The 18,232-nt window shown below is 64.3% G+C and carries 23 protein-coding genes; 9 read left to right on the top strand and 14 right to left on the bottom strand.

The genetic code is table 11. The annotated features are described in order from the left end of the window. The 8 genes from KBA32_RS11885 to KBA32_RS11850 form a co-directional block, all read right to left on the bottom strand. Window positions 1-515, bottom strand: a 515-nt coding sequence (locus tag KBA32_RS11885; RefSeq protein ID WP_294359176.1) for a hypothetical protein, incomplete at its 3' end; no start/stop codon positions are given. A 92-nt stretch (window positions 516-607) separates the two neighbouring features. Further along, window positions 608-1,039: an ACT domain-containing protein gene (locus KBA32_RS11880; RefSeq protein WP_294359174.1), complete on the bottom strand. Its 432-nt coding sequence runs from the start codon at window positions 1,037-1,039 to the stop codon at window positions 608-610. Between the two features lie 10 nt (window positions 1,040-1,049). Next, complete coding sequence (locus KBA32_RS11875) at window positions 1,050-2,348, bottom strand: phenylacetate--CoA ligase family protein (protein ID WP_294359172.1); 1,299 nt, start codon at window positions 2,346-2,348, stop codon at window positions 1,050-1,052. Between the two features lie 113 nt (window positions 2,349-2,461). Beyond that, entirely contained in the window at window positions 2,462-4,063 is a 1,602-nt protein-coding gene (locus tag KBA32_RS11870; RefSeq protein ID WP_294359170.1) for a sodium:solute symporter, read from the bottom strand. Beyond that, complete coding sequence (locus KBA32_RS11865) at window positions 4,060-4,227, bottom strand: symporter small accessory protein (RefSeq protein ID WP_294359168.1); 168 nt, start codon at window positions 4,225-4,227, stop codon at window positions 4,060-4,062. Before KBA32_RS11865 ends, KBA32_RS11870 begins: the two co-directional genes overlap by 4 nt. A gap of 53 nt (window positions 4,228-4,280) precedes the next feature. Further along, window positions 4,281-4,913 (bottom strand): TetR/AcrR family transcriptional regulator, encoded by a 633-nt coding sequence (locus KBA32_RS11860; RefSeq protein ID WP_294359167.1) that lies wholly within the window; start codon window positions 4,911-4,913, stop codon window positions 4,281-4,283. A gap of 87 nt (window positions 4,914-5,000) precedes the next feature. Continuing rightward, window positions 5,001-5,345 (bottom strand): YajD family HNH nuclease, encoded by a 345-nt coding sequence (locus KBA32_RS11855; protein ID WP_294359182.1) that lies wholly within the window; start codon window positions 5,343-5,345, stop codon window positions 5,001-5,003. A 105-nt stretch (window positions 5,346-5,450) separates the two neighbouring features. Beyond that, complete coding sequence (locus KBA32_RS11850) at window positions 5,451-6,644, bottom strand: alkaline phosphatase family protein (RefSeq protein WP_294359165.1); 1,194 nt, start codon at window positions 6,642-6,644, stop codon at window positions 5,451-5,453. Between the two features lie 133 nt (window positions 6,645-6,777). On the opposite strand from KBA32_RS11850, the gene KBA32_RS11845 reads away from it, so the two are divergent. Genes KBA32_RS11845 through KBA32_RS11835 form a run of 3 tightly spaced genes read left to right on the top strand, consistent with a single transcriptional unit; the run spans window position 6,778 to window position 8,004 of the window. Beyond that, complete coding sequence (locus KBA32_RS11845) at window positions 6,778-7,572, top strand: enoyl-CoA hydratase/isomerase family protein (RefSeq protein WP_294359163.1); 795 nt, start codon at window positions 6,778-6,780, stop codon at window positions 7,570-7,572. A gap of 40 nt (window positions 7,573-7,612) precedes the next feature. Next, window positions 7,613-7,813: a DUF1289 domain-containing protein gene (locus KBA32_RS11840; protein WP_294359162.1), complete on the top strand. Its 201-nt coding sequence runs from the start codon at window positions 7,613-7,615 to the stop codon at window positions 7,811-7,813. Then, the gene (locus KBA32_RS11835) at window positions 7,810-8,004 is read left to right on the top strand and encodes a DUF1289 domain-containing protein (protein ID WP_294359160.1); all 195 of its coding nucleotides are present in this window, start codon (window positions 7,810-7,812) and stop codon (window positions 8,002-8,004) included. Before KBA32_RS11840 ends, KBA32_RS11835 begins: the two co-directional genes overlap by 4 nt. Before the next feature lie 4 nt (window positions 8,005-8,008). Here KBA32_RS11835 and KBA32_RS11830 read toward each other — a convergent pair whose 3' ends face one another. From KBA32_RS11830 to KBA32_RS11820, 3 genes are all read right to left on the bottom strand, one after another. Continuing rightward, the gene (locus KBA32_RS11830; protein ID WP_294359158.1) at window positions 8,009-9,226 is read right to left on the bottom strand and encodes a diguanylate cyclase; all 1,218 of its coding nucleotides are present in this window, start codon (window positions 9,224-9,226) and stop codon (window positions 8,009-8,011) included. A gap of 197 nt (window positions 9,227-9,423) precedes the next feature. After that, window positions 9,424-10,602 (bottom strand): Gfo/Idh/MocA family oxidoreductase, encoded by a 1,179-nt coding sequence (locus KBA32_RS11825; protein ID WP_294359156.1) that lies wholly within the window; start codon window positions 10,600-10,602, stop codon window positions 9,424-9,426. Between the two features lie 64 nt (window positions 10,603-10,666). After that, window positions 10,667-11,836 carry a M20 aminoacylase family protein gene (locus KBA32_RS11820; protein ID WP_294359154.1) on the bottom strand — a complete coding sequence of 390 codons (1,170 nt, stop codon included), beginning with the start codon at window positions 11,834-11,836 and terminating at the stop codon, window positions 10,667-10,669. Between the two features lie 97 nt (window positions 11,837-11,933). On the opposite strand from KBA32_RS11820, the gene rapZ reads away from it, so the two are divergent. Together rapZ and KBA32_RS11810 are read left to right on the top strand one after the other, a co-directional pair. Continuing rightward, window positions 11,934-12,806 carry an RNase adapter RapZ gene (rapZ, locus tag KBA32_RS11815; protein WP_294359180.1) on the top strand — a complete coding sequence of 291 codons (873 nt, stop codon included), beginning with the start codon at window positions 11,934-11,936 and terminating at the stop codon, window positions 12,804-12,806. Then, on the top strand, window positions 12,806-13,180 hold the full coding sequence (locus KBA32_RS11810; RefSeq protein WP_294359153.1) for a NusG domain II-containing protein: 375 nt from the start codon (window positions 12,806-12,808) through the stop codon (window positions 13,178-13,180). The genes rapZ and KBA32_RS11810 overlap by 1 nt, the downstream gene beginning before the upstream one ends. On the opposite strand, the gene KBA32_RS11805 is transcribed toward KBA32_RS11810, so the two are convergent. Continuing rightward, entirely contained in the window at window positions 13,174-13,668 is a 495-nt protein-coding gene (locus KBA32_RS11805; protein ID WP_294359151.1) for a DUF523 domain-containing protein, read from the bottom strand. The two genes, KBA32_RS11810 and KBA32_RS11805, sit on opposite strands and share 7 nt — an antisense overlap. A 3-nt stretch (window positions 13,669-13,671) precedes the next feature. Beyond that, complete coding sequence (locus KBA32_RS11800; RefSeq protein ID WP_294359149.1) at window positions 13,672-14,733, bottom strand: formylglycine-generating enzyme family protein; 1,062 nt, start codon at window positions 14,731-14,733, stop codon at window positions 13,672-13,674. Window positions 14,734-14,837: 104 nt separating this feature from the next. Between KBA32_RS11800 and KBA32_RS11795 the strand changes: the two genes are divergently transcribed. The 3 genes from KBA32_RS11795 to KBA32_RS11785 are packed head-to-tail and all read left to right on the top strand — an operon-like array spanning window position 14,838 to window position 16,646. Next, window positions 14,838-15,389, top strand: a complete 552-nt coding sequence (locus KBA32_RS11795) for a Gx transporter family protein (RefSeq protein ID WP_294359148.1) — start codon at window positions 14,838-14,840, stop codon at window positions 15,387-15,389. Further along, window positions 15,382-16,002, top strand: a complete 621-nt coding sequence (locus KBA32_RS11790; RefSeq protein WP_294359146.1) for a flavin prenyltransferase UbiX — start codon at window positions 15,382-15,384, stop codon at window positions 16,000-16,002. The genes KBA32_RS11795 and KBA32_RS11790 overlap by 8 nt, the downstream gene beginning before the upstream one ends. Continuing rightward, window positions 15,999-16,646 (top strand): LON peptidase substrate-binding domain-containing protein, encoded by a 648-nt coding sequence (locus KBA32_RS11785; RefSeq protein WP_294359144.1) that lies wholly within the window; start codon window positions 15,999-16,001, stop codon window positions 16,644-16,646. Before KBA32_RS11790 ends, KBA32_RS11785 begins: the two co-directional genes overlap by 4 nt. A 4-nt stretch (window positions 16,647-16,650) precedes the next feature. Here KBA32_RS11785 and KBA32_RS11780 read toward each other — a convergent pair whose 3' ends face one another. Continuing rightward, window positions 16,651-17,706: a sulfite exporter TauE/SafE family protein gene (locus KBA32_RS11780; RefSeq protein WP_367113781.1), complete on the bottom strand. Its 1,056-nt coding sequence runs from the start codon at window positions 17,704-17,706 to the stop codon at window positions 16,651-16,653. Between the two features lie 113 nt (window positions 17,707-17,819). Between KBA32_RS11780 and KBA32_RS11775 the strand changes: the two genes are divergently transcribed. Next, window positions 17,820-18,194 (top strand): c-type cytochrome domain-containing protein, encoded by a 375-nt coding sequence (locus KBA32_RS11775; RefSeq protein WP_294359142.1) that lies wholly within the window; start codon window positions 17,820-17,822, stop codon window positions 18,192-18,194. Window positions 18,195-18,232 lie beyond the last annotated feature (38 nt).

Raw genomic sequence — 18,232 nt, 5'->3', positions numbered from 1 at the left:
ACATGGATGGCGAGCAGGCTGAAGACCAGCGTCGTCGCGATCGACACGGCCGTCGCATTGACGAAGGAATTGGGGATGAAGAGGTGCACGACGACGAGCATGATGCTCATCGACATCGCGTGCCAGGGAATCTCGTGCGGCCGGTAGAGCACCACCGGCATGAAAGCGCTCATGCCGACGACCTCGACGGCGGTGGCGACGATGCTCGGTGCGCGAATCGACTGCGGCAGGCGGAAGAGCGCAAACACGCCGAGTGCCGTGGCGACGGCGACCAGCAGGCGCGCCATGAACAGTAGCAGCGTCTTGTCGCTGAATCCGAGCACGGCGACGTCGCTCAGGCCAAAAGCAACGTAGAAGACGGCGCAGACGATCAGGGCAACGCGCAGCTGCGTCTGTGTTTGCGGCAGGAACTGGCGCAGATACGCGCGCTCGCGCTCGGGCCGGCGAAACGTCGCCGACCACCGGTTCAGGCTGAAGTCTCGCCTGTCGTTTTGCGCTTTTTCCAGCCTCCGCATGCTGCCACCCCGCCATACTGCAAACACAGATGGAAAATCATACGCGCGTCGATGTCAGTTGCGTAGTCGATCGACATCGTGACGGCACGCCTCTAACCGCTGTAGACGGCTTCGTCGGCGAGGATCTGCAGCCCGACGTCGGCGAGTTTCTGGCGCGCGCCCGAAATGTCCTGGATATCGATGACGAAGAAGGCGCTGTTACCGTCGCTCGCCGTGCGGCCGTAGGCGTTGGCGAAGTTCACACCGGCGCGCACGACGTCCTTGAGCAGTTCGTCGAGCCCGCCCGGCCGGTCGACCATCTGCACGACGGCGATCTCGCGCAGCGCGGCGGTCATCCCGGCTGCGTCGAGCAGTTTCTGCGCGCGCTCCGGGTCGGATACGACGAGGTTGAGAATGCCCCAGCCGTTCGCGGTGTGATTGATGTGGATCGAGCGGATGTTGATTTGCGCCGCGCTCAACACTGCCGTTACGCGTTCGAGGTGGCCCAGCTTGTTTTCGAGGAAGATGGAAACCTGGTAGCTCATGTCCTTGCCCTTACTGTTGGCGCGTGTCGATGACGCGCACGGCCTTGCCTTCCGCTTTCGGGATCGAGCCGGGTTCGACGAGCTTGACCAGCGGGCGCACCAGGACTTCGTCGCGAATCAGACGGGTGATGTGCTTCTGCAGGCGGTCGAGGAAAGCCAGGTCGCCCCTGAACCACTCCTTCTTCACCTCGACCTCGACGATCATCTCGTCCTGGTCGTCGATCGTCTCGAGCCGGATGCGGTAGTCGTCGCCGACTTCAGGCAGGCGCATCAGGATGCCTTCGACCTGCATCGGGAAGACGTTGCAGCCCTTGACGATGAACATGTCGTCCGAGCGGCCGGAGATGCGGTCGATGCGCCGGTGCGTGCGGCCGCATTTGCATGCGCCGGGCAGAAAGCGCGTCAGGTCGCGCGTACGGTAGCGGATGATCGGCATCGCCTGCCGGTCGAGCGTCGTCATCACCAGCTCGCCGACCTCACCGTCGGCGACCGGCTCCAGCGTCAGCGGGTTGATGATCTCGACGACGTAGGCGTCCTCCCAGACGTGCAGGCCGTTCTGCTCGGTGCATTCGAAGGCGACGCCGGGGCCGTTCATCTCGGAGAGGCCGAAGGAGTTGTACGCCTTGACGCCGAACATCTCCTCGATGCGCCGCCGGTGCTCGTCGGTATGCGGCTCGGCGCCGATCACCAGCGTGTGCAGCTGCGTGTCCTGGCGCGGATCGAGGCCTTCTTCCCTGAACACGTCGTGCAGACGCCCGAGATAGCTCGGGATCGCGTGCGCGACGGTCGTGCCGAAGTCGCGCATCAGCTTGATCTGACGCAGGCTGTTGCCGGCGCCGGCGGGGATGCTCAGGCAACCGAGCTTCTCGACGCCGTACTGGAAGCCCAGCCCGCCGGTGAACAGGCCGTAGCCGCAGATGTTCTGGAAGACGTCGGTGTCGCGCACGCCGGCGGCGAACAGCGAGCGCGCCATCAGGTTCGCCCAGCTCGCGAGGTCGTGCCGGTTGTGATAGATCACCGTCGGGTTGCCGGTCGTGCCGCTCGAACTGTGCAGGCGGACGACATCGCGCTTGTCGGCGGCGAGAAAGCCCCACGGATAATCGCTACGCAGGTCCTCCTTGGTGGTGAAGGGCAGCTCGCGGATCGCGTCGATCGACTTCAGACCGTTCGCCGCCGCTCGACTGAACACGGCCTGCTTGCGATAGTGGGGCGCGGTGACCGCCTGCCGCAAGGTGTTGTTCAGACGCTTGACCTGGAGCGCCGCCAGATTCTTGCGCTCGATTTCTTCGAGTTCTTTTTCCCAGAACATAAACCGTCAATCAAGATTGGTTTCAGGCAATGGGAGCCGAGTATAAACCCGGTATCTGGTCCTGGTCGCGCCGTTTTTGCACGAACGGCACGACCACGACGATGTGACAGGCGCTATTTTCTGTCGTCCGGAAAGCAGGCAGCAATATGCGCGGCGCTCGGTTTTGCGGTGAGTGCGCTGACGATCACCGTCAGCACAAGAGAGATCGGCACGGCAAAGACCAGCGGATCGACGTCCTTGAACGGCGTTCCGGCACCGAGCGATGGAACGCCGAACAACGCTTCGCACAGGCCGAGCGGCTTGGAGACCTTCTCGAAGACGAAGAAGAGCACCACGACGCTGACCGCAAGGCCGCTGAAGAAGCCGGCGTGCGCGCCGGCACGCGTCACCCCCGTCCAGAACAGGCCGAGCGCGTAGATGGCGAGGAAGCTGCCGGCGCACAGGCCGAAGAAGAGCGAGGTACCGTTCACGATGATCGTCGCGCCGTCCTTGAAGAAGCTCGGCAGGTAGTAGGCTGTCGCCGTGGTGATCACGATCGCCGCGAGCATCGCCAGGCGGATCACGCGCACCGGCCGCTCGGCCTTGAGGCCCATGCCCTTCTCCATGATGTCGTGGCCGATCGCCGAGCCCATGGTGTGAAACTGCGAGCTCATCGTCGACATCGCCGCCGCCAGCAGCGTGATCATGAACACGGCGGTATACCACTCGGGCATGTTCTCTTTGATGAACAGCGGAATCACGTTATCCGGCGCGCCGGCCGCGGCGATCGCGATCTTGCCTGCCGCGTTGAAGAAATAGACGTTCGACAGTGCGCCGACGATGAAGGCAACGCCGGTCATCAGCATGATGAACACGCCGCCAATGACGACGCCGCGGTTCAGCTCGCGGTCGCTCTTCACCGTCATGAAGCGCACGACGAGCTGTGGCTGCGCCAGCACGCCGATGCCGACGCCGAGTACGACGGTCGAGATCAACGTCCACCACAGCGGCGACATCAGCTCCGGCATCGCCGTCCAGCCGCGGTGCCCCTTGGCGGCGAGCGCCGCCGGCACCTTGTCGGCCAGCGCCGTCAGCTGTTCGTGCGCCGACACGACGCCACCCAAGCCGCTGTAGGCGAACCAGAGCAGGATGATCATGCCGAGCACCATGATGCCGCCCTGGAAGGCGTCGGTGTACAGCACGCCCTTCATGCCGCCCATCATCACGTAGAGACCGACGATGACGACGATCGTCAGCAGCGCCATGTTTTGCGACAAGCCGAGCGCGACGGTCAGGAAGCTGACGCCGCCGAGCATCACCGCCCCCGCGTAGAGCGGCATGCCGATGAAGATCAGCGCTGCCGAGGCGACCTGGAGGAACTTCGACTCGTAGCGCCGGCCGATGAATTCGGGGAAGGTATGCGCGTCGAGCTTGTGCCCCATCGCCCGCGTGCGTTTGCCGAAAACGACGAAGGCGATGAAGATGCCGAGGAAGATGTTGAGCACGGTCAGCCACAGGATGCCCAGCCCAAAAACCGCCGCAGCCCCGCCAAAACCGACGATCGCCGCCGTCGAAATGAAGGTCGAGCCGTAAGAGATGGCCATGATCACCGGGTGCACCTTCCGCCCGGCCAACAGGTAATCCTTGGCGTTCGTCGTCTGTTTGAAGCCGAGGTAGCCGAGCCCGGCGGTGACGGCGAGGTAGAGCAGCGTCGTGACGGTAACGGTCGCGTTCATTGCGGCTCCTTCTTTTCCCAGGCTTCCTCTTCGGCGATTTCCCGGATTTCTTCGTCCGGCTTCGGTTTGTTCCAGTTGATGAAACCGTAGGCCGCGCACAAGGCGGCCGACGCCAGCGTCAACAGGAACGCCAGACTGACCCCCCAATCTCCCAAACCCAGCATGACACTCTCCCTTGAAGTAGCCGACTCGCGAGTCGGTCGTAAGAAAAAAAGATTCAGGCCGCTGGCGGCGGACGATAGATGCCTCCGGCCAGTACCGAGCAGAAGAACGCCCACTCTTCGAGGTAAGCCGCGCGCAGCGCTTCGGGCGTGCTTCCGCCTTCGATGGCGAGCAGCAGATCCTTGCGCGTCTTGGCCAAGAGCCACTTGATGAGATCGACGAGTTGCGCCACCGGGTAGCCCAGGCGTGACGCGTCGAGTCCGGCGAAGACTTCCGAGAAATGCGCTTCAAAGACTTCCTGTGCCTTCTCGGCCAGCGCGGCACGCGGCAGGCGGGCGATGCGTACCAGCAGGCCGAGCAAATCGGGGTTCTGCAGATACCAGTCGATCGCGATGCGCGAGACGGTCATGAAGCGTTCGAGGATGTCGTCGGGCAACGGCTCGTTGGCGCGGGCGAGGCGGTCGCGGATGAAGGCGTAGAGCGCCGACCACGTGCGCTCCATGCAGTAGAGGTAGAGCTCCTCTTTCGAGGCGATGTACTCGTACAGCCCGCCCTTGGAGATGCCGGCTGCGCTGACGATGCGGTCGAGCGACGCGGCGTCGAAGTCATGCGCGCCGAATTCAGCGCAGGCCGCGGCGAGGATGAGATCGCGCTTTTCCTGGGGGAGTTGGAGGTAGGCCTGCTTCATTCATCTTCTGCCGACTGATCAGTCGGCAGAAGATAGACCCTGCTCAAAGCAGTGTCAATTTGCATCGCGTTGGTGGAACTGCCGGCGCTAACCGCGCTTGAGCAGGTCCTTGAGATTGGCGAACGGCTGCGCGGTCGCGCGTGCCGTACCGCTCTTCCCGCCCGCGCCGTGCCCGGCCTGGCGCGCGGCGTCTGCTTCGAGCTCGCGCGAATGTTCGTTGTCGTGGCAGTAAAGGCAGAGCAACTCCCAGTTGCTGCCATCCTTGGGATTGTTGTCGTGGTTGTGATCGCGGTGATGTACGGTCAGCTGCTGCAGGTTCTCGCGCGTGAACTCGCGCGTGCAGCGGCCGCAGATCCACGGGTAGATCTTCAGCGCCTGCTCGCGGTAACCCTGTTCGCGCGTCTGGCGGTTGCGCAGCGTCTCGGCAATCATCCGGTCGGTGTGCGCGCGTTTGGCTTCATCGGTGGCCACGGGAGTCTCCTTTCGATCGTGTGTGCCCGGTTGTCAGGCGATTGTATGCCAGCGCGGCGCCACCACTCACACGCGGATCTCGATCAAGGGCACGCGCATTTCCTCGGCGCTGACACCGCCATGCACGCCGATCAGCGGGTAGCGCTTCTCGCCGGGCAGCCAGTCGGTGATCGTCCAGTCGTCCTTCATCACCAGCGTGTAGTCGCCGACCCGCCCGGCAAGCCGCAGAGAATACGGTGGCGGGCCGAACCAACCGGCGTCGATCAGATCCGCGCTGGCATGCAACTCGACGGCGTGCGCCAGATTCACCCGCACGTAGTCGGCAAACTCGCCCCGGTGCGCCGGCTGGACGTGACAGTAAGCCGCCCGGCGTTCGCCGCTCAGCGGATGCGCCAGCCAGCCGGCCAGCCGCGGGTGATCGTCGAGACAGATCACGCGTTCGCACGGCGCGTCGATGAAACCGTGGTCGGCGGTGACGATCACGCTGGCATCGGCACCCGCCGCATCGGCGAGGAACTGATCGAACGCTTTGTCCAGCGCCGACAGCACCGCCAGCGCCTGCTCGCTCGCGCAGCCGAAACGGTGCGCGGCCGAATCGAGATCGGGAAAGTAGGCGTAGATGTAGCGCGGCGCGGCAGCCTCGCTGAGTAAGCTGCCAAGCTGCGCGAACAGGTCCGGCAAGGTGGCATAGGCGCACGTCGTCGCGCCACGCGCGTGCCAGGCGTTGAACGACGAGCCGGCGATATGCTGCGGCGAGATGATGAAGCTGTCGCGCGTCATCTGCTGGAACACGGTGCGGTACGGGAAGAGGCGCGGCGGCAAGTCGGCAACAGCATCGGCAGCGGCCTCGTTCGGCGATTGTCTTCGTCCGCGCACCGTCATCGGCAGGATGGCGAGCATTTCGTCGATTTCATCGAGCTGCACGTGCCAGCCGGTGAGCGCGTGTTGTGACGGGGGCAGACCGGTCATGAAGGTCGTGATCGCGCTCGCCGTCGTCGAGGGAAAGACCGAGCTGAGCGAGCCGATCCGATGCCGGCGCAAGCTGGACGACTCCGGCAGCGCGGCGAGCGCCGGCAGACCGAGTCCGTCGATCACGAAGAACACGAGATGGCGCTTTGCGGCGAGGCGCTCGGCCGGCAGCGTGGCACATTGCGCAAAATCGCTCGCCGGTGCGCCGCAGGCCTGCGCGATACTCTGCATCAGGTTGAAGATGCCGCCGCCCGCATAGTCCGCGCCGGCAACGCCGTTAGCGTGTGTCATCGAGGATCTCCTTTGCCGATGCAACGCAGGGTAACGCAAGGTGCGCCGTCCGTTGATTGATATATGTGCAGGAAGCTATAAACTTCGACCTCCAATCCAGAACACGCATCACCACGCCTGGCGGAGACCGTCCATGTACCCACCGTACCAATCGATCGTGACCGAGGTCGACGATTCCGTCGGCATTGTCACGCTGAACAAGGAAGAGCGGCACAACGCCTTTGACCAGCAGCTGATCGACGAGCTCACGCACGCGCTCCTCTCGCTCGACGCCGATCCGACCGTGCGTGTGATCGTCCTGTCGTCGGCCGGCAAGAGCTTCTGTGCCGGCGCCGACCTCAACTGGATGAAGCGCGCCATCACCAACAACCCGCAGGAGAACCTACAGGACGCGCACGCCTTCGCGCGCCTGATGCGCACGCTCAACGAACTGTCGAAGCCAACGATCGCCCGCGTGCATGGGCCGGCGTTCGGCGGCGGCGTCGGGCTGATCGCCGCCTGCGACATCGCGCTGGCAACCTACGACGCCCAGTTCGCGCTGACCGAGGTCAAGCTCGGCATCCTGCCCGCCGTCGTCGCGCCCTACCTGATGGCCGCCATCGGCGAACGTCAGTGCCGGCGCTACCTGCTTTCCGCCGAGCGCTTTTCCGCCGCCGAAGCCTATCGCATCGGCCTCGTGCATGAGATCGTGCCCGGCGAGGAGGAGCTCGACGAAGCAATCGGCGAGATCATCGACAGCCTCCTGAAGAATGGCCCGAACGCGCAGGCCGAGTGCAAGGCGCTGCTGCGCATCGTCGCCGGCCAGCCGATCGACGACGCCACGGTCGAGGAAACGACGCAACGCGCAGCGATCGTCCGTTCGACGCCGGAAGGACACGAAGGGCTGAGCGCTTTCCTCGAAAAGCGCAAACCGAACTGGATCGTCTGAGCGCGGTCACACCGGCAAGCGCAACTTCCCCGATCCGCCGATGTTTCAGAAAAAATACGATTACGTGCCCTCGCCGTGCATCAACGTCTGCCAGCTCGACCAGGACAGCGCTTGCTGCCGTGGCTGTTTCCGTACGCTCGACGAAATTGCCGCGTGGAGTCGCGCGTCAAACGGCGAGAAACGGGAAATCGTCGCCGCTGCACAACGCCGGCGCGATGAAGCGGGAGGCAGCGCGCGATGACTTACCGCGAAGCCGATTACCCCTGCGTAGGCATCTGCATGAACGACCCCGATACCGGCTACTGCATCGGCTGCGGCCGTCCGCCGTGGCCGGTCAACGATCAGGGCATCGCGACGGCGGAAGTGCATCTCGCGCTGCCGCCGTTGTCTTCCAACAGCCCGGCCGATCCCGACTCGCCGGAACAGCGCTGATCGATCAGACCGTCACACCTTCGCTGCGGGCGCGTTGCTTCAGCTGCTGCTCGATCTCGCTCAGCGAGAGTCCAAGCGCCAGTTCCTGGTTCAGGGCGCGCAGAACGGGCAGGATCTTCAGGCCGAAAGAGCCGACATTCACGCGGATGACGGCTTCCTGCTGCTTGACCAGCGCTTCGACCAACCTGGCCGTCTGCTTGTCGCGACAGTGCATCGGACAGTCGGCCTTGTACTCGATGGCGACCGTATTGCCGCCGCAGACGAATGCCTGGTTCAGGCGCTGATCGGCAAGCGTAAACAGCTCCATGCCGCTCGATGCCTTGTCGTCGGACGTACTGGCGACGCCGACGCTGGCCGTCAGTTTGACCTTCTGGCCACGAATCGTGATCTGGCCCGAGGCCAGACTGCGGCAGACCTGCTTGCCGAAACGCTCGCCCTGCTTGAGATCGACGTCGTGTGAAACGATGGCGAGGCGATCGCCGAAACAGTGGCCAATCTGATCGCGCGGGCCGATCTTCGACATCAACAGCTTGGCGAAGCGGGCGTCGATCATCACCGCGATTTCCTCGCCGAACTGCTCGATCAGCGCCGCGTGGTTGTCAATCCGGAAAACGACGATGCACACCGGCTCGCCGAGCGGGTCGGCGAGGGGAAGCGTGGTCAGCACCGAATTGAAGCGATCGCGCGACTGCGGTTTTCCCGCTTCGTCGGGTGCTGCGCGTTCGAGCAGCAACTCCGGCGCCAGCGGCGCCATTGCGGCTTCGGCGGGCGGCGACACCTTGCTTTCGCGCGCCGGCTCCCGCTCGCCGTGCGGATGAAAAAAGCCATCAAGCGCCGCGAGCATCGCCGCTTTGTTCATCGTCTTGGTAATGAACCCGGCGACACCGCTCGCCCGGTCGGCGTCGCGCTCGACCTTGTTGTCGAGGTCGGAGACGACCAGGATGAACGGGATGTCGCGCAAGCGGCGAATCGAGCTCGCGCGCAGGCGGGCGAGAAGGTCGTGCGCGTCGAGCTTCAAGGGATGCACGCCGGAGATCACCGCCGAGATACCCGAATCGAGCATCAAGGTCTGCCAGGCCGACTCGCCGCTGGCTTCTTCTATGACCTCGAAATCGTCCTTCAGGTGCTTACTCAGAGTCGCACGCACGACACGCGAGTTGTCGAGCACCAGAAGCCGGCGGATCGTCTCCATCTTCTCCATCTTGTCGAGCCTCTCTTGCACACCTTGGCCCCGCAACGGCTGGCTACACCGCCATCAGGACGCCTGAACAAAGAACACTCGACACTGTAATTCAGAACCGCGCGCCTGAGTAGCTTTAAACGCGCGCCATTTACCACGATTTACCCTTCCGGATCTATTACTTAGGTAATAATTCCATGAACATGAAGGTGAAATCGGGTAGCCCCTGCTACAGCCGCTCAAACCTTCGCATCGAGCTTGACCCAGGCGCCGTTGGCGGCGCCCGACTGCACGACGGCCAGCGCAAAGCGCACACCGAGCAGGCCGTCGTGCGAATTCGGGAAGGCAAGCGCCAGCGGGTCGGGCTTACGACCGGCTCGGCGTGCGGCGATCGCCTCGGCGGCGTCGGAGTAGAGGTTGGCGAAAGCCTCGGGGAAGCCCTCCGGATGCCCCTTGACGATGCGCGACGAACGCGCGGCCAGCGGCAGCGTGCCCGGCCCGTTCGGCGTGCGCAACTGCGCCGGCCCGGTCGCCGGTTTGAAGGTGAGGATCTGCGGCACTTCCTGCTCCCACTCGAGCGTGCCTCCGGTGCCGCTGACGCGGATGCGCAGACAGTTCTCGACGCCGGCCGCCGCCTGCGTCACCCAGAAACTGCCGCGCGCACCGTTCGACAGGCGCAGCAAGGCGCCGGCGTAGTCGTGCACGATGCGGCCGGGCACGATGGCGCCGAGTTCGGCCGCAACTTCGGCGACCTCCAGCCCGGTGATGAAACGCAACAGGTTGTGCGCATGGCTGCCGATGTCGCCCATCACCAGCGACGGCCCGCCTTTGGCCGGGTTGTGCCGCCAGCTCTGCTCGGGCGAGGGATCGGTCTCCTGCGCGTTGCCGCCCTGCACGTACTCGACCTGCACCAGCCGGATCGTTCCCAGCTCGCCGGCTTCGACCATGCCGCGCGCCTGCCGCACCATCGGGTAGCCCGTGTAGTTGTGCGTCAGGCAGAAGACGCGCCCACTCGCCGCGACCGCCGCGTGCAGGCGCTCGGCCTCATCGACGGTGTTGGTCATCGGCTTGTCGCAGATCACGTCGAAGCCGGCGGCGAGCGCGGCGCTGGCGAGTTCGAAGTGGCTGTCGTTGGGCGTCATGATGGCGACCACGTCGGCGCCGCCGTCCTTACCTTTCTCGCCTTCGATCAGCGCGAGACCCGAGGCATAGACGCGTTCGGCCGGCAAGCCGAGTTCGCGCCCGGCGCGCAGGCTCTTTTCCGGATTCGACGAGAGCGCCGCGGCGACGAGCTCGTACCGGTTGTCCAGCGCGGCTGCCTGACGGTGCATGGCGCCGATGAACGAGCCCGGCCCGCCGCCGATGACGGCGAGGCGAAGACGGCGACCGAGCAGGGAAACGACAGGATTCAGCGACATGCGAATGCTCCGGAAAGGGTGATCGGATTGAGGTTACGAAGCCAGTGGCGCGGCGCGCCATCCTTCAGGGCTTCAATGCGGTTTCGACGAGCCTCACCCAGTAGCTGATGCCGAGCGGGAGTATCTCGTCGTTGAAGTCGTAGTGCGGGTTGTGCAGCGAGCAGCCGCCGGTGCCCGGACCATTGCCCAGCCAGACGTAGCAGCCGGGCTTGACCTGCAGCATGTAGGCGAAGTCCTCGGCGGCCATCGACGGAATGTCGTCGCGGCGCACTTGGGTTTCGCCGAACACGGCGCCCGCTGCCCGCCGGCAGAGTTCGGTCTCCGCCGCGCTATTCACGGTCGGCGGATAGCGCCGGTCGTAGATCGCCTTGATCGTCGCGCCGAAGGTCGCCGCGATACCGGCGCACAGGCGCTCGATCGCGGCTTCGACCTGATCCTGGATCTCCGGCTTGAAGGTGCGGATCGTTCCGCGCAGGACGGCATCGTCGGGGATAACGTTGAGCGCTTCGCCGCCGTGGATCTGCGTCACGCTGACCACCGCCGATTCGCACGGGTGCAGGCTGCGCGCGACGACCGTCTGCAGCGCCAGCACGAGGTGGCTGGCGACGACCAGCGTATCGACGCCCTGGTGCGGCATCGCAGCGTGACAGCCGTGGCCACCGATGTTGATCTCGAAGGCGCAGGTGCCGGCCATCACCGGCCCCGGCATCACCGACATCTCGCCGACCGCGATCCCCGGCCAGTTGTGCAGGCCATAGACGGCTTCCACCGGGAACTGATCGAACAGGCCGTCCTTGACCATCACGTCGGCTCCGGCTTCCGACTCCTCGGCCGGCTGGAAGATGAAATGGACGGTGCCGTCGAAGTCGAGCGCGTCCTTGTTCTCCGCGATGTAGCGCGCCGCGCCGAGCAGCAGCGTCGTGTGCCCGTCGTGACCGCAAGCGTGCATCCTCCCGGCGTGCCGCGAGCAATGCGCGAAGGCGTTCTTCTCCTCGACCGGCAGCGCGTCCATATCGGCGCGCAGGCCGATCGCGCGCGTCCCGGTGCCCTTGCGCAGCGTGCCGACGACGCCGGTTTTCGCCAGCCCGCGATGCACTTCCAGCCCGTAGGACGCAAGCTCGCGCGCAACGATGTCGGCCGTGCGCGTCTCGTGAAAGGCGAGTTCCGGATGCGCGTGGATGTCGCGACGAATCGCGATCAAGTCAGGGAGAAAGGGAATATCGAGTAGCTTCATGGCGACATCTGCTGCGAGGCAGACCCGTTAGTCAGACTTGTTAGTCTACGCCAGCCCGGCTTGCCCGTGGAAGCGCCGTTCCGCTATGCTCCAAGCCATGCACATCCTGATCATCAGCGGCCTTTCCGGGTCCGGCAAATCGATCGCCCTCAACCTGCTCGAGGACGCCACGTACTACTGCGTCGACAATCTGCCGCCGCAACTGTTGCAGCCGCTCGTCGATCAGCTCGGGCAGCAGGGCTACAGGAAAATCGCCGTCGCCATCGACATCCGCGGCGGCGGCGGTATTGAAACGCTGCCGCAGCAGCTCGACACGCTGCGTGCGCAAAAGCACGACGTGCAGTTCCTCTTTCTCGACTCGAAGACCGAGACGCTGCGCAAGCGCTACTCGGAAACGCGACGCCGGCACCCGCTGGCCAGCGACGAGCGCACGCTGTCCGAGGCCATCGCCGAGGAACGCATCCGCCTCGCCCGCGTCGCCGAACTCGGCCATCACATCGACACCAGCGACTTGAAGCCCAACGCGCTGCGCGAGTGGATACGCCAGTTCATCACAGCCAACGGCGACGGTCACGAGCCGCAAACGCTGACGCTCTCCTTCGAATCCTTCGGCTTCAAGCACGGCCTGCCGCTCGACGCCGAGCTCGTCTTCGACGTGCGCTGCCTGCCCAACCCACACTACGAACCGGACTTGCGCCCGCTGACCGGGCGCGACCAGCCGGTCATCGACTTCCTCGAAGCCGAGCCGGACGTGCTGAAGATGCGCGATGACATCGCGCGCTTCGTCGAGACCTGGCTGCCGGCGTACATCCGCGACAACCGCAGCTACCTGACCGTCGGCATCGGCTGTACCGGCGGCCAGCACCGCTCGGTCTATATCGCCGAATGGCTGGCACAGCATTTTGCCGACCGGGCCCGCGTACTCGTCCGCCACCGCGAACTGACGCCGGCGCTTACCGGCGCCGCGTGATGTATTGGCTGGCGTTCTTCCGGCCGGGCGACTGGCTGGTCGCGGCGCTCGGCCTCGCCTTCTGTGTGGTGTCCTTCCCGCTCGCCTGGCAGGCCGGCGTCGCCGAAAAGGCGGTGGTCAAACGTGGCGGCGAGGTGTTCGCCGAACTTGATCTCTCGCGCAACCGCGAGATCGAAGTACCCGGACCGCTCGGCATGACCCGCATCGCCGTCGAAAAGCGCCGCATACGTGTCGTCTCCGACCCCGGCCCGCGCCAGTATTGCGTGCGTCAGGGCTGGCTGCAGCGGCCGGGTGAGATCGCCATCTGCGCGCCCAACCAGGTCAGCGTGCAGATCGTCGGCAGCCAGGGCGCCTACGACTCGTTGAGCTACTGATCGAGCGTTACGAGGAATGCCGCCGCCGCGTCGAGCTGGTGCTCGCTGAAGACGCGCACACCGGCTTCTTCGAGTGCGGCCGTCGTCACGCCCGGTAGCGGCAACCGGACACTCTTGAAACTACCGTCGTAGGAATAACTGCTGCCGCACGAGGGGCTGCCTTCCTTGAGGATGGCGATGCGGATCTGCCGGGTGCGCGCCAGGTCCTGTGCCAGCCGCGCGCCGCGTACGAAGGGCTCGGTGACGTCCTCACCTGTCTTGTCGATGACCCGCGCTTCGCCGGCGAGGACCAGCCAACCGCCCTTGCCCGCGGCCACCTCGGCCGGTGGGCGCGGCGTCGGCAGGCCGCCGGCGACCTCGGGACAGAAGACGACGATGCGCCCCTCGGCCTGCCAGCCACGCAGAACCGGATGCTCGCAGGCGACCTGATCGCCGTTGTAGCGCGCCGGCAAACCAAGCAAGCAGGTGCTGACGAGGACGTGCTGCATCGTCTATTTCCCGGCTTCGACTTCGCGTACCAGGCGGAAGCCAACCAGCGTGTAACGCGTTTGCGCCGTATTCCAGTTGCGGAACGCCGAACGGGCGTAGAACGGCCAGGTGTGCCAGGAACCGCCGCGCCGCACATGGACCCGGCCCGATTCCGGCCCCTGCGGATCGTCGACCGGTGACTTGGCGTAGTAGTCCTCGCCGTGCCAGTCCGACGTCCATTCCCAGACGTTGCCGTGCATGTCGTAGAGACCGAAGGCGTTCGGCGCGAAGCTGGCGACCGGTGCAGTGAATGCATAGCCGTCGTGCAGCGGTACCGCATAGCCCTTCCACTTTTCCCAATTGACGGCAGCATCGGCGTCGAAGACGTTGGCGACGACGAACAGCGAGCGCGGATCGTTTCCGCTCGAATAACGGGTTTGCGTTCCGGCGCGGCAGGCGTATTCCCATTCCGCCTCGGTCGGCAGGCGGTAGCGCACGCCCTCCTTCTCGGACAGCCACTTGGCCATGGCGACCGCGTCGTTCCAGGTAACATTGGTTACCGGATGATCGTCGGTCTGCGCAAAGCCGGGGTTGCGCCACGAATACTTCGGGTCGCGCCCTTCGAAGGCGTCGCCACGCGCCGACTTCGCCGGATCGTAGTTGCGGTTGTAGCCGTAACCGCCGGTGCTGTCGCGCACCGACTCGGGAACGTAACCGGACTCCTCGACGAAGCGGCGGAACTGGCCGACCGTCACTTCGGTCTTTCCAAAATAGAAGTCGCGCGTGATGCGCACGCGGTGGACCGGCGCTTCGTCGCTAAGCTTTTCGAATCGCTCGTGGTCGTATTGCGGATAGTCGGCGGCCAGCGATTCGGGCGACTCGTCGCTGCCCATCATGAACTCACCGGCGGGAACACGGACGAGCGGCATGGCTAGCGAGTTGTTCGCCATTTCGGGCGCGGCTGCGGCAGCCAGGCTGACGAGAGCCAGCGCGGCAACGCCGAGCCGTCGCCAGCACGCGTCGCGCTTCTTGATCGCTGCCGAGTTGCGGTAGCCTTCGTCTATCCTGTTTTCTTCCGTCTTCATGTGAAAGTGCCTTGTGGTTTGCTTGATTGGTTGCTGCTTGTTTCGATGAGGCGCGAACGATACCGCAAACGTGCCGATCGAGGCCAATCGAGCGTCTTCTCCCAATGACTCGCCCTGCCCCGGAAACCATCACCATCGTCACCACCCCCGAGGATCATCGCATCGCGCGGCTGACTGCGGCGGCGATCGGCCTGTCGCTAATCGACGCGGCGATCCCGCTGCCCTTGCCCGGCGTCAAACCGGGACTGGCCAACATCGTCACGCTGATCGTGCTCGCGCGCTACGGCTGGGGCACCGCGGCGTGGGTGAGTCTTCTGCGCGTCTTTGCCGGCGGCTTGGTACTCGGACAGTTTCTCTCGCCGGGCTTCTTCATGAGCCTGAGCGGGGCGCTCGCCAGCCTGTGCGTCCTTGGTTTCGCCGAACGGCTGCCGCAACGCTGGTTCGGGCCGGTCAGCTGGAGCACCCTCGCCGCCTTCGCGCACATCGGCGGCCAGCTCGCGCTGGCGCGGCTGTGGCTGATCCCGCATAACGGTCTTTTCTATCTCGTGCCGCTATTTGCCGCGGCGGCGCTGGCCTTCGGTATCATCAACGGCCTGATCGCCGCGCGGCTGCTCGCCGAGCTGCCGGCCGCCGAACCCGAGGTCTCCAATGTCTAGAACCATCTGTCTTGCCTTTACCGGCGCCTCGGGCATGCCCTACGGCGTGCGCCTGCTCGAATGCCTGCTCGCCGCCGGCTGCCGCGTGCAGCTGCTCTATTCGCAGGTCGCGCAGGTCGTCGCTCGTCAGGAGATGGCGCTCGAACTGCCGGCGCGGGCGTCGGAAGCGCAGACGTCTTTACGCGAGCGCTTCGCCGCCCTGCCCGGATCACTCGACGTCTATGGGCGCGAGGAATGGTTCGCACCGGTCGCCAGCGGCTCGAATCCGCCCGACGCGATGATCGTCTGTCCCTGCACCATGGGCACCCTGGCGTCGATTGCGCAGGGCCTGGCCAGCAACCTGATCGAGCGCGCGGCCGACGTCGTGCTCAAGGAAGGGCGCAAGCTGGTGCTCGTTCCACGTGAAACGCCCTTCTCGGCGATTCATCTGGAGAACATGCTGCGCCTGTCGCGCTCTGGCGCCGTCATCCTGCCGCCGAATCCAGGTTTCTATCACCACCCGCAGAACGTTAGCGATCTCGTCGATTTCGTCGTCGCGCGTATCCTCGACCAGATCGCCGTGCCGCATGCGTTGATGCAACGCTGGGGCGATCAGGCGGAGAGCGCGTCTTGAGCTGGCTGGATTTCCTGCGCAAGGCCGCACCGTCGGCGCCGGCCACACCTGAAAAGGAACGCCTCGAAATTCCGCTCTTTCCGCTCGGCGGCGTGCTCTGCCCGGGCGGCGTCCTGTCGCTCAAGGTGTTCGAGCAGCGCTATCTCGACATGGCCGCCGCGTGCATGAAGAACCATGCGCCCTTCGGCGTCTGCCTGATCGCCCGCGGCAAGGAAGTCGGCGAACCGGCGATACCGCACGACGTCGGCACGCTGGCGCACATCGACGTCGGCGACATGCCGCAACTCGGCATCCTGATGCTCACCGTGCGCGGCGGACGCCGTTTCCGCATCCTGTCAAAGACGACGCAAGCTGACGGGTTGCTGCGCGCGCAGGTTGAATTGCTCGACGAGCACCCCGGCCGAACGATTCCGGAAGCCCAGCTCGGCATGCTGCCGCTGCTGAGAAAGGTCGCCAGCGATCTGGGGCCGGAAAAGATGCCCGAGCCGCACGAATTCGACGACGCGGCCTGGGTCGGCTACCGCCTGACCGAGATCGTCCCGGTGCAGGCGCTGGCCAAGCAGAAGCTGTTGGAACTCGACGATCCGGTATCGCGCCTGGAAATCCTCTTCACCTACCTCGCCCAGCACAAGCTGGTCATCTGATCGCTCAGAAGGTGTCCCAGGCAAACTTGACGATCAGCGCGCTGACGACGATCAGAAAGACCTTGCGTACAAACCCGCTGCCGTGGCGCAGCGCGAGATGCGTGCCGAGGAACGAACCGCCGATGTTGCCGATGGCCATGACGACGGCCAGCACCGGCAGGTAATAGCCGTTTGGCGCAAAGTACGCGATCGCCGCGAGATTGGTCGCGACATTTACGATCTTGGCGGCCGCCGACGCGTGCAAAAAGTCGAAGCCGAAGAAGCGGATGAACAGGAAGATCAGGAAGCTGCCCGTACCCGGTCCGAAGAAGCCGTCATAGAAGCCGATCACCCCGCCGACGATCAAGGCATACGCAAACTCGCGCCTGCCCGCGTGCTGCGGCCGGTGCAGCGCGCCGAAGTCCTTGCGCCAGAAGGTGTAGGCGGCGGCGCCGATGAGCATGACGAGAATCATCGGCCGCAACAGGTCACGCGGCAGCCAGGCCACGCACATCGCACCGAGATATGAACAGGCAAGCGCTGCGGCCGCCGCCGGCAGCGTCGTTCCCCACGGCATCGCCACGCGCTGGCTGTAACGCCAGGCTGCGTTGGCCGTACCGAAGACGCTGGCGATCTTGTTCGTGCCAAACAGCGTCGCCGGGAGCTCTTTGGGCAGAACCGAGAAAATGGCCGGAATCTGGATTAATCCCCCGCCTCCGACAACCGAGTCGATGAATCCGGCGAAAAGCGAAGCAAAGGCGAGGATGCCGATCTGGCTGAATTCGACGGTCACGATAGGCCCAGGCAGGATGGAATGAAGAAAAACGTCTCGGTCAGCCAGTTTACTGTGAATGACTCGCGTATAAGCTGTGGACAGACGGTAAACAAGTCGACGTTGCAGGTTTTCGCGTAAGTTGTTCAATTTTATCCACAGGTCGGTACACGACTTTTTCAGGCGGAAAAGTCGACCATAACTATCTGTATTTAAAGTTAAGCAAGAAGTTATCAACAGACTTGTTGCCAGGATTATCTTTATAGTCTTTATATGTAGACAAAACTGATAAGTAATACCCTGCCGCAACGAAGCGGCCCGAGGACTCGCTCGAATCATTGTCTTGAGCCGATGGCGGTCTATGATGGAAGCGTGTTTTGCGTTCGTCGGCGAGTCGCCGGATAATTGAGAAGGAGCGTCAGATGAAGTCAGCCATCCTGCAAACGAGTCTTTTGTCCGTCTGTGCGCTTCTGCTTTCCGCCTGCGCTGAGAAGGAGGTCAGCTTCAAGGCCGATATCCAGCCGATCCTCGTCAAGAACTGCCTTGAATGTCATGCAGCAGGTGGTGCCGGCGCCGAGAAGAGCGGCCTGCTCATGTCGAGCTATGAGGATTTGATGAAAGGCACGCGCTTCGGAGCGATCGTGAAACCCGGTGACGCATTGACGAGCGCACTGATCATGCTCGTCGAAGGACGTGTCGATCCGTCGATCCGCATGCCGCACCACAAGGAACCGCTAAACAAGGATCAGATCGCCCAGCTGCGCGCTTGGGTCGAGCAAGGGGCGAAGAACAACTGAGGGGTTTCTCGAGGGCGCTCTTACTTGCCTATGCAGAA

The sequence above is a fragment of the Propionivibrio sp. genome, assembly GCF_017995515.1.
Classification (GTDB): Bacteria; Pseudomonadota; Gammaproteobacteria; order Burkholderiales; family Rhodocyclaceae; genus Propionivibrio.
The sequence above is the reverse complement of the archived record's forward strand: the minus strand, read 5'-3'. Positions and strand labels throughout refer to the sequence as shown.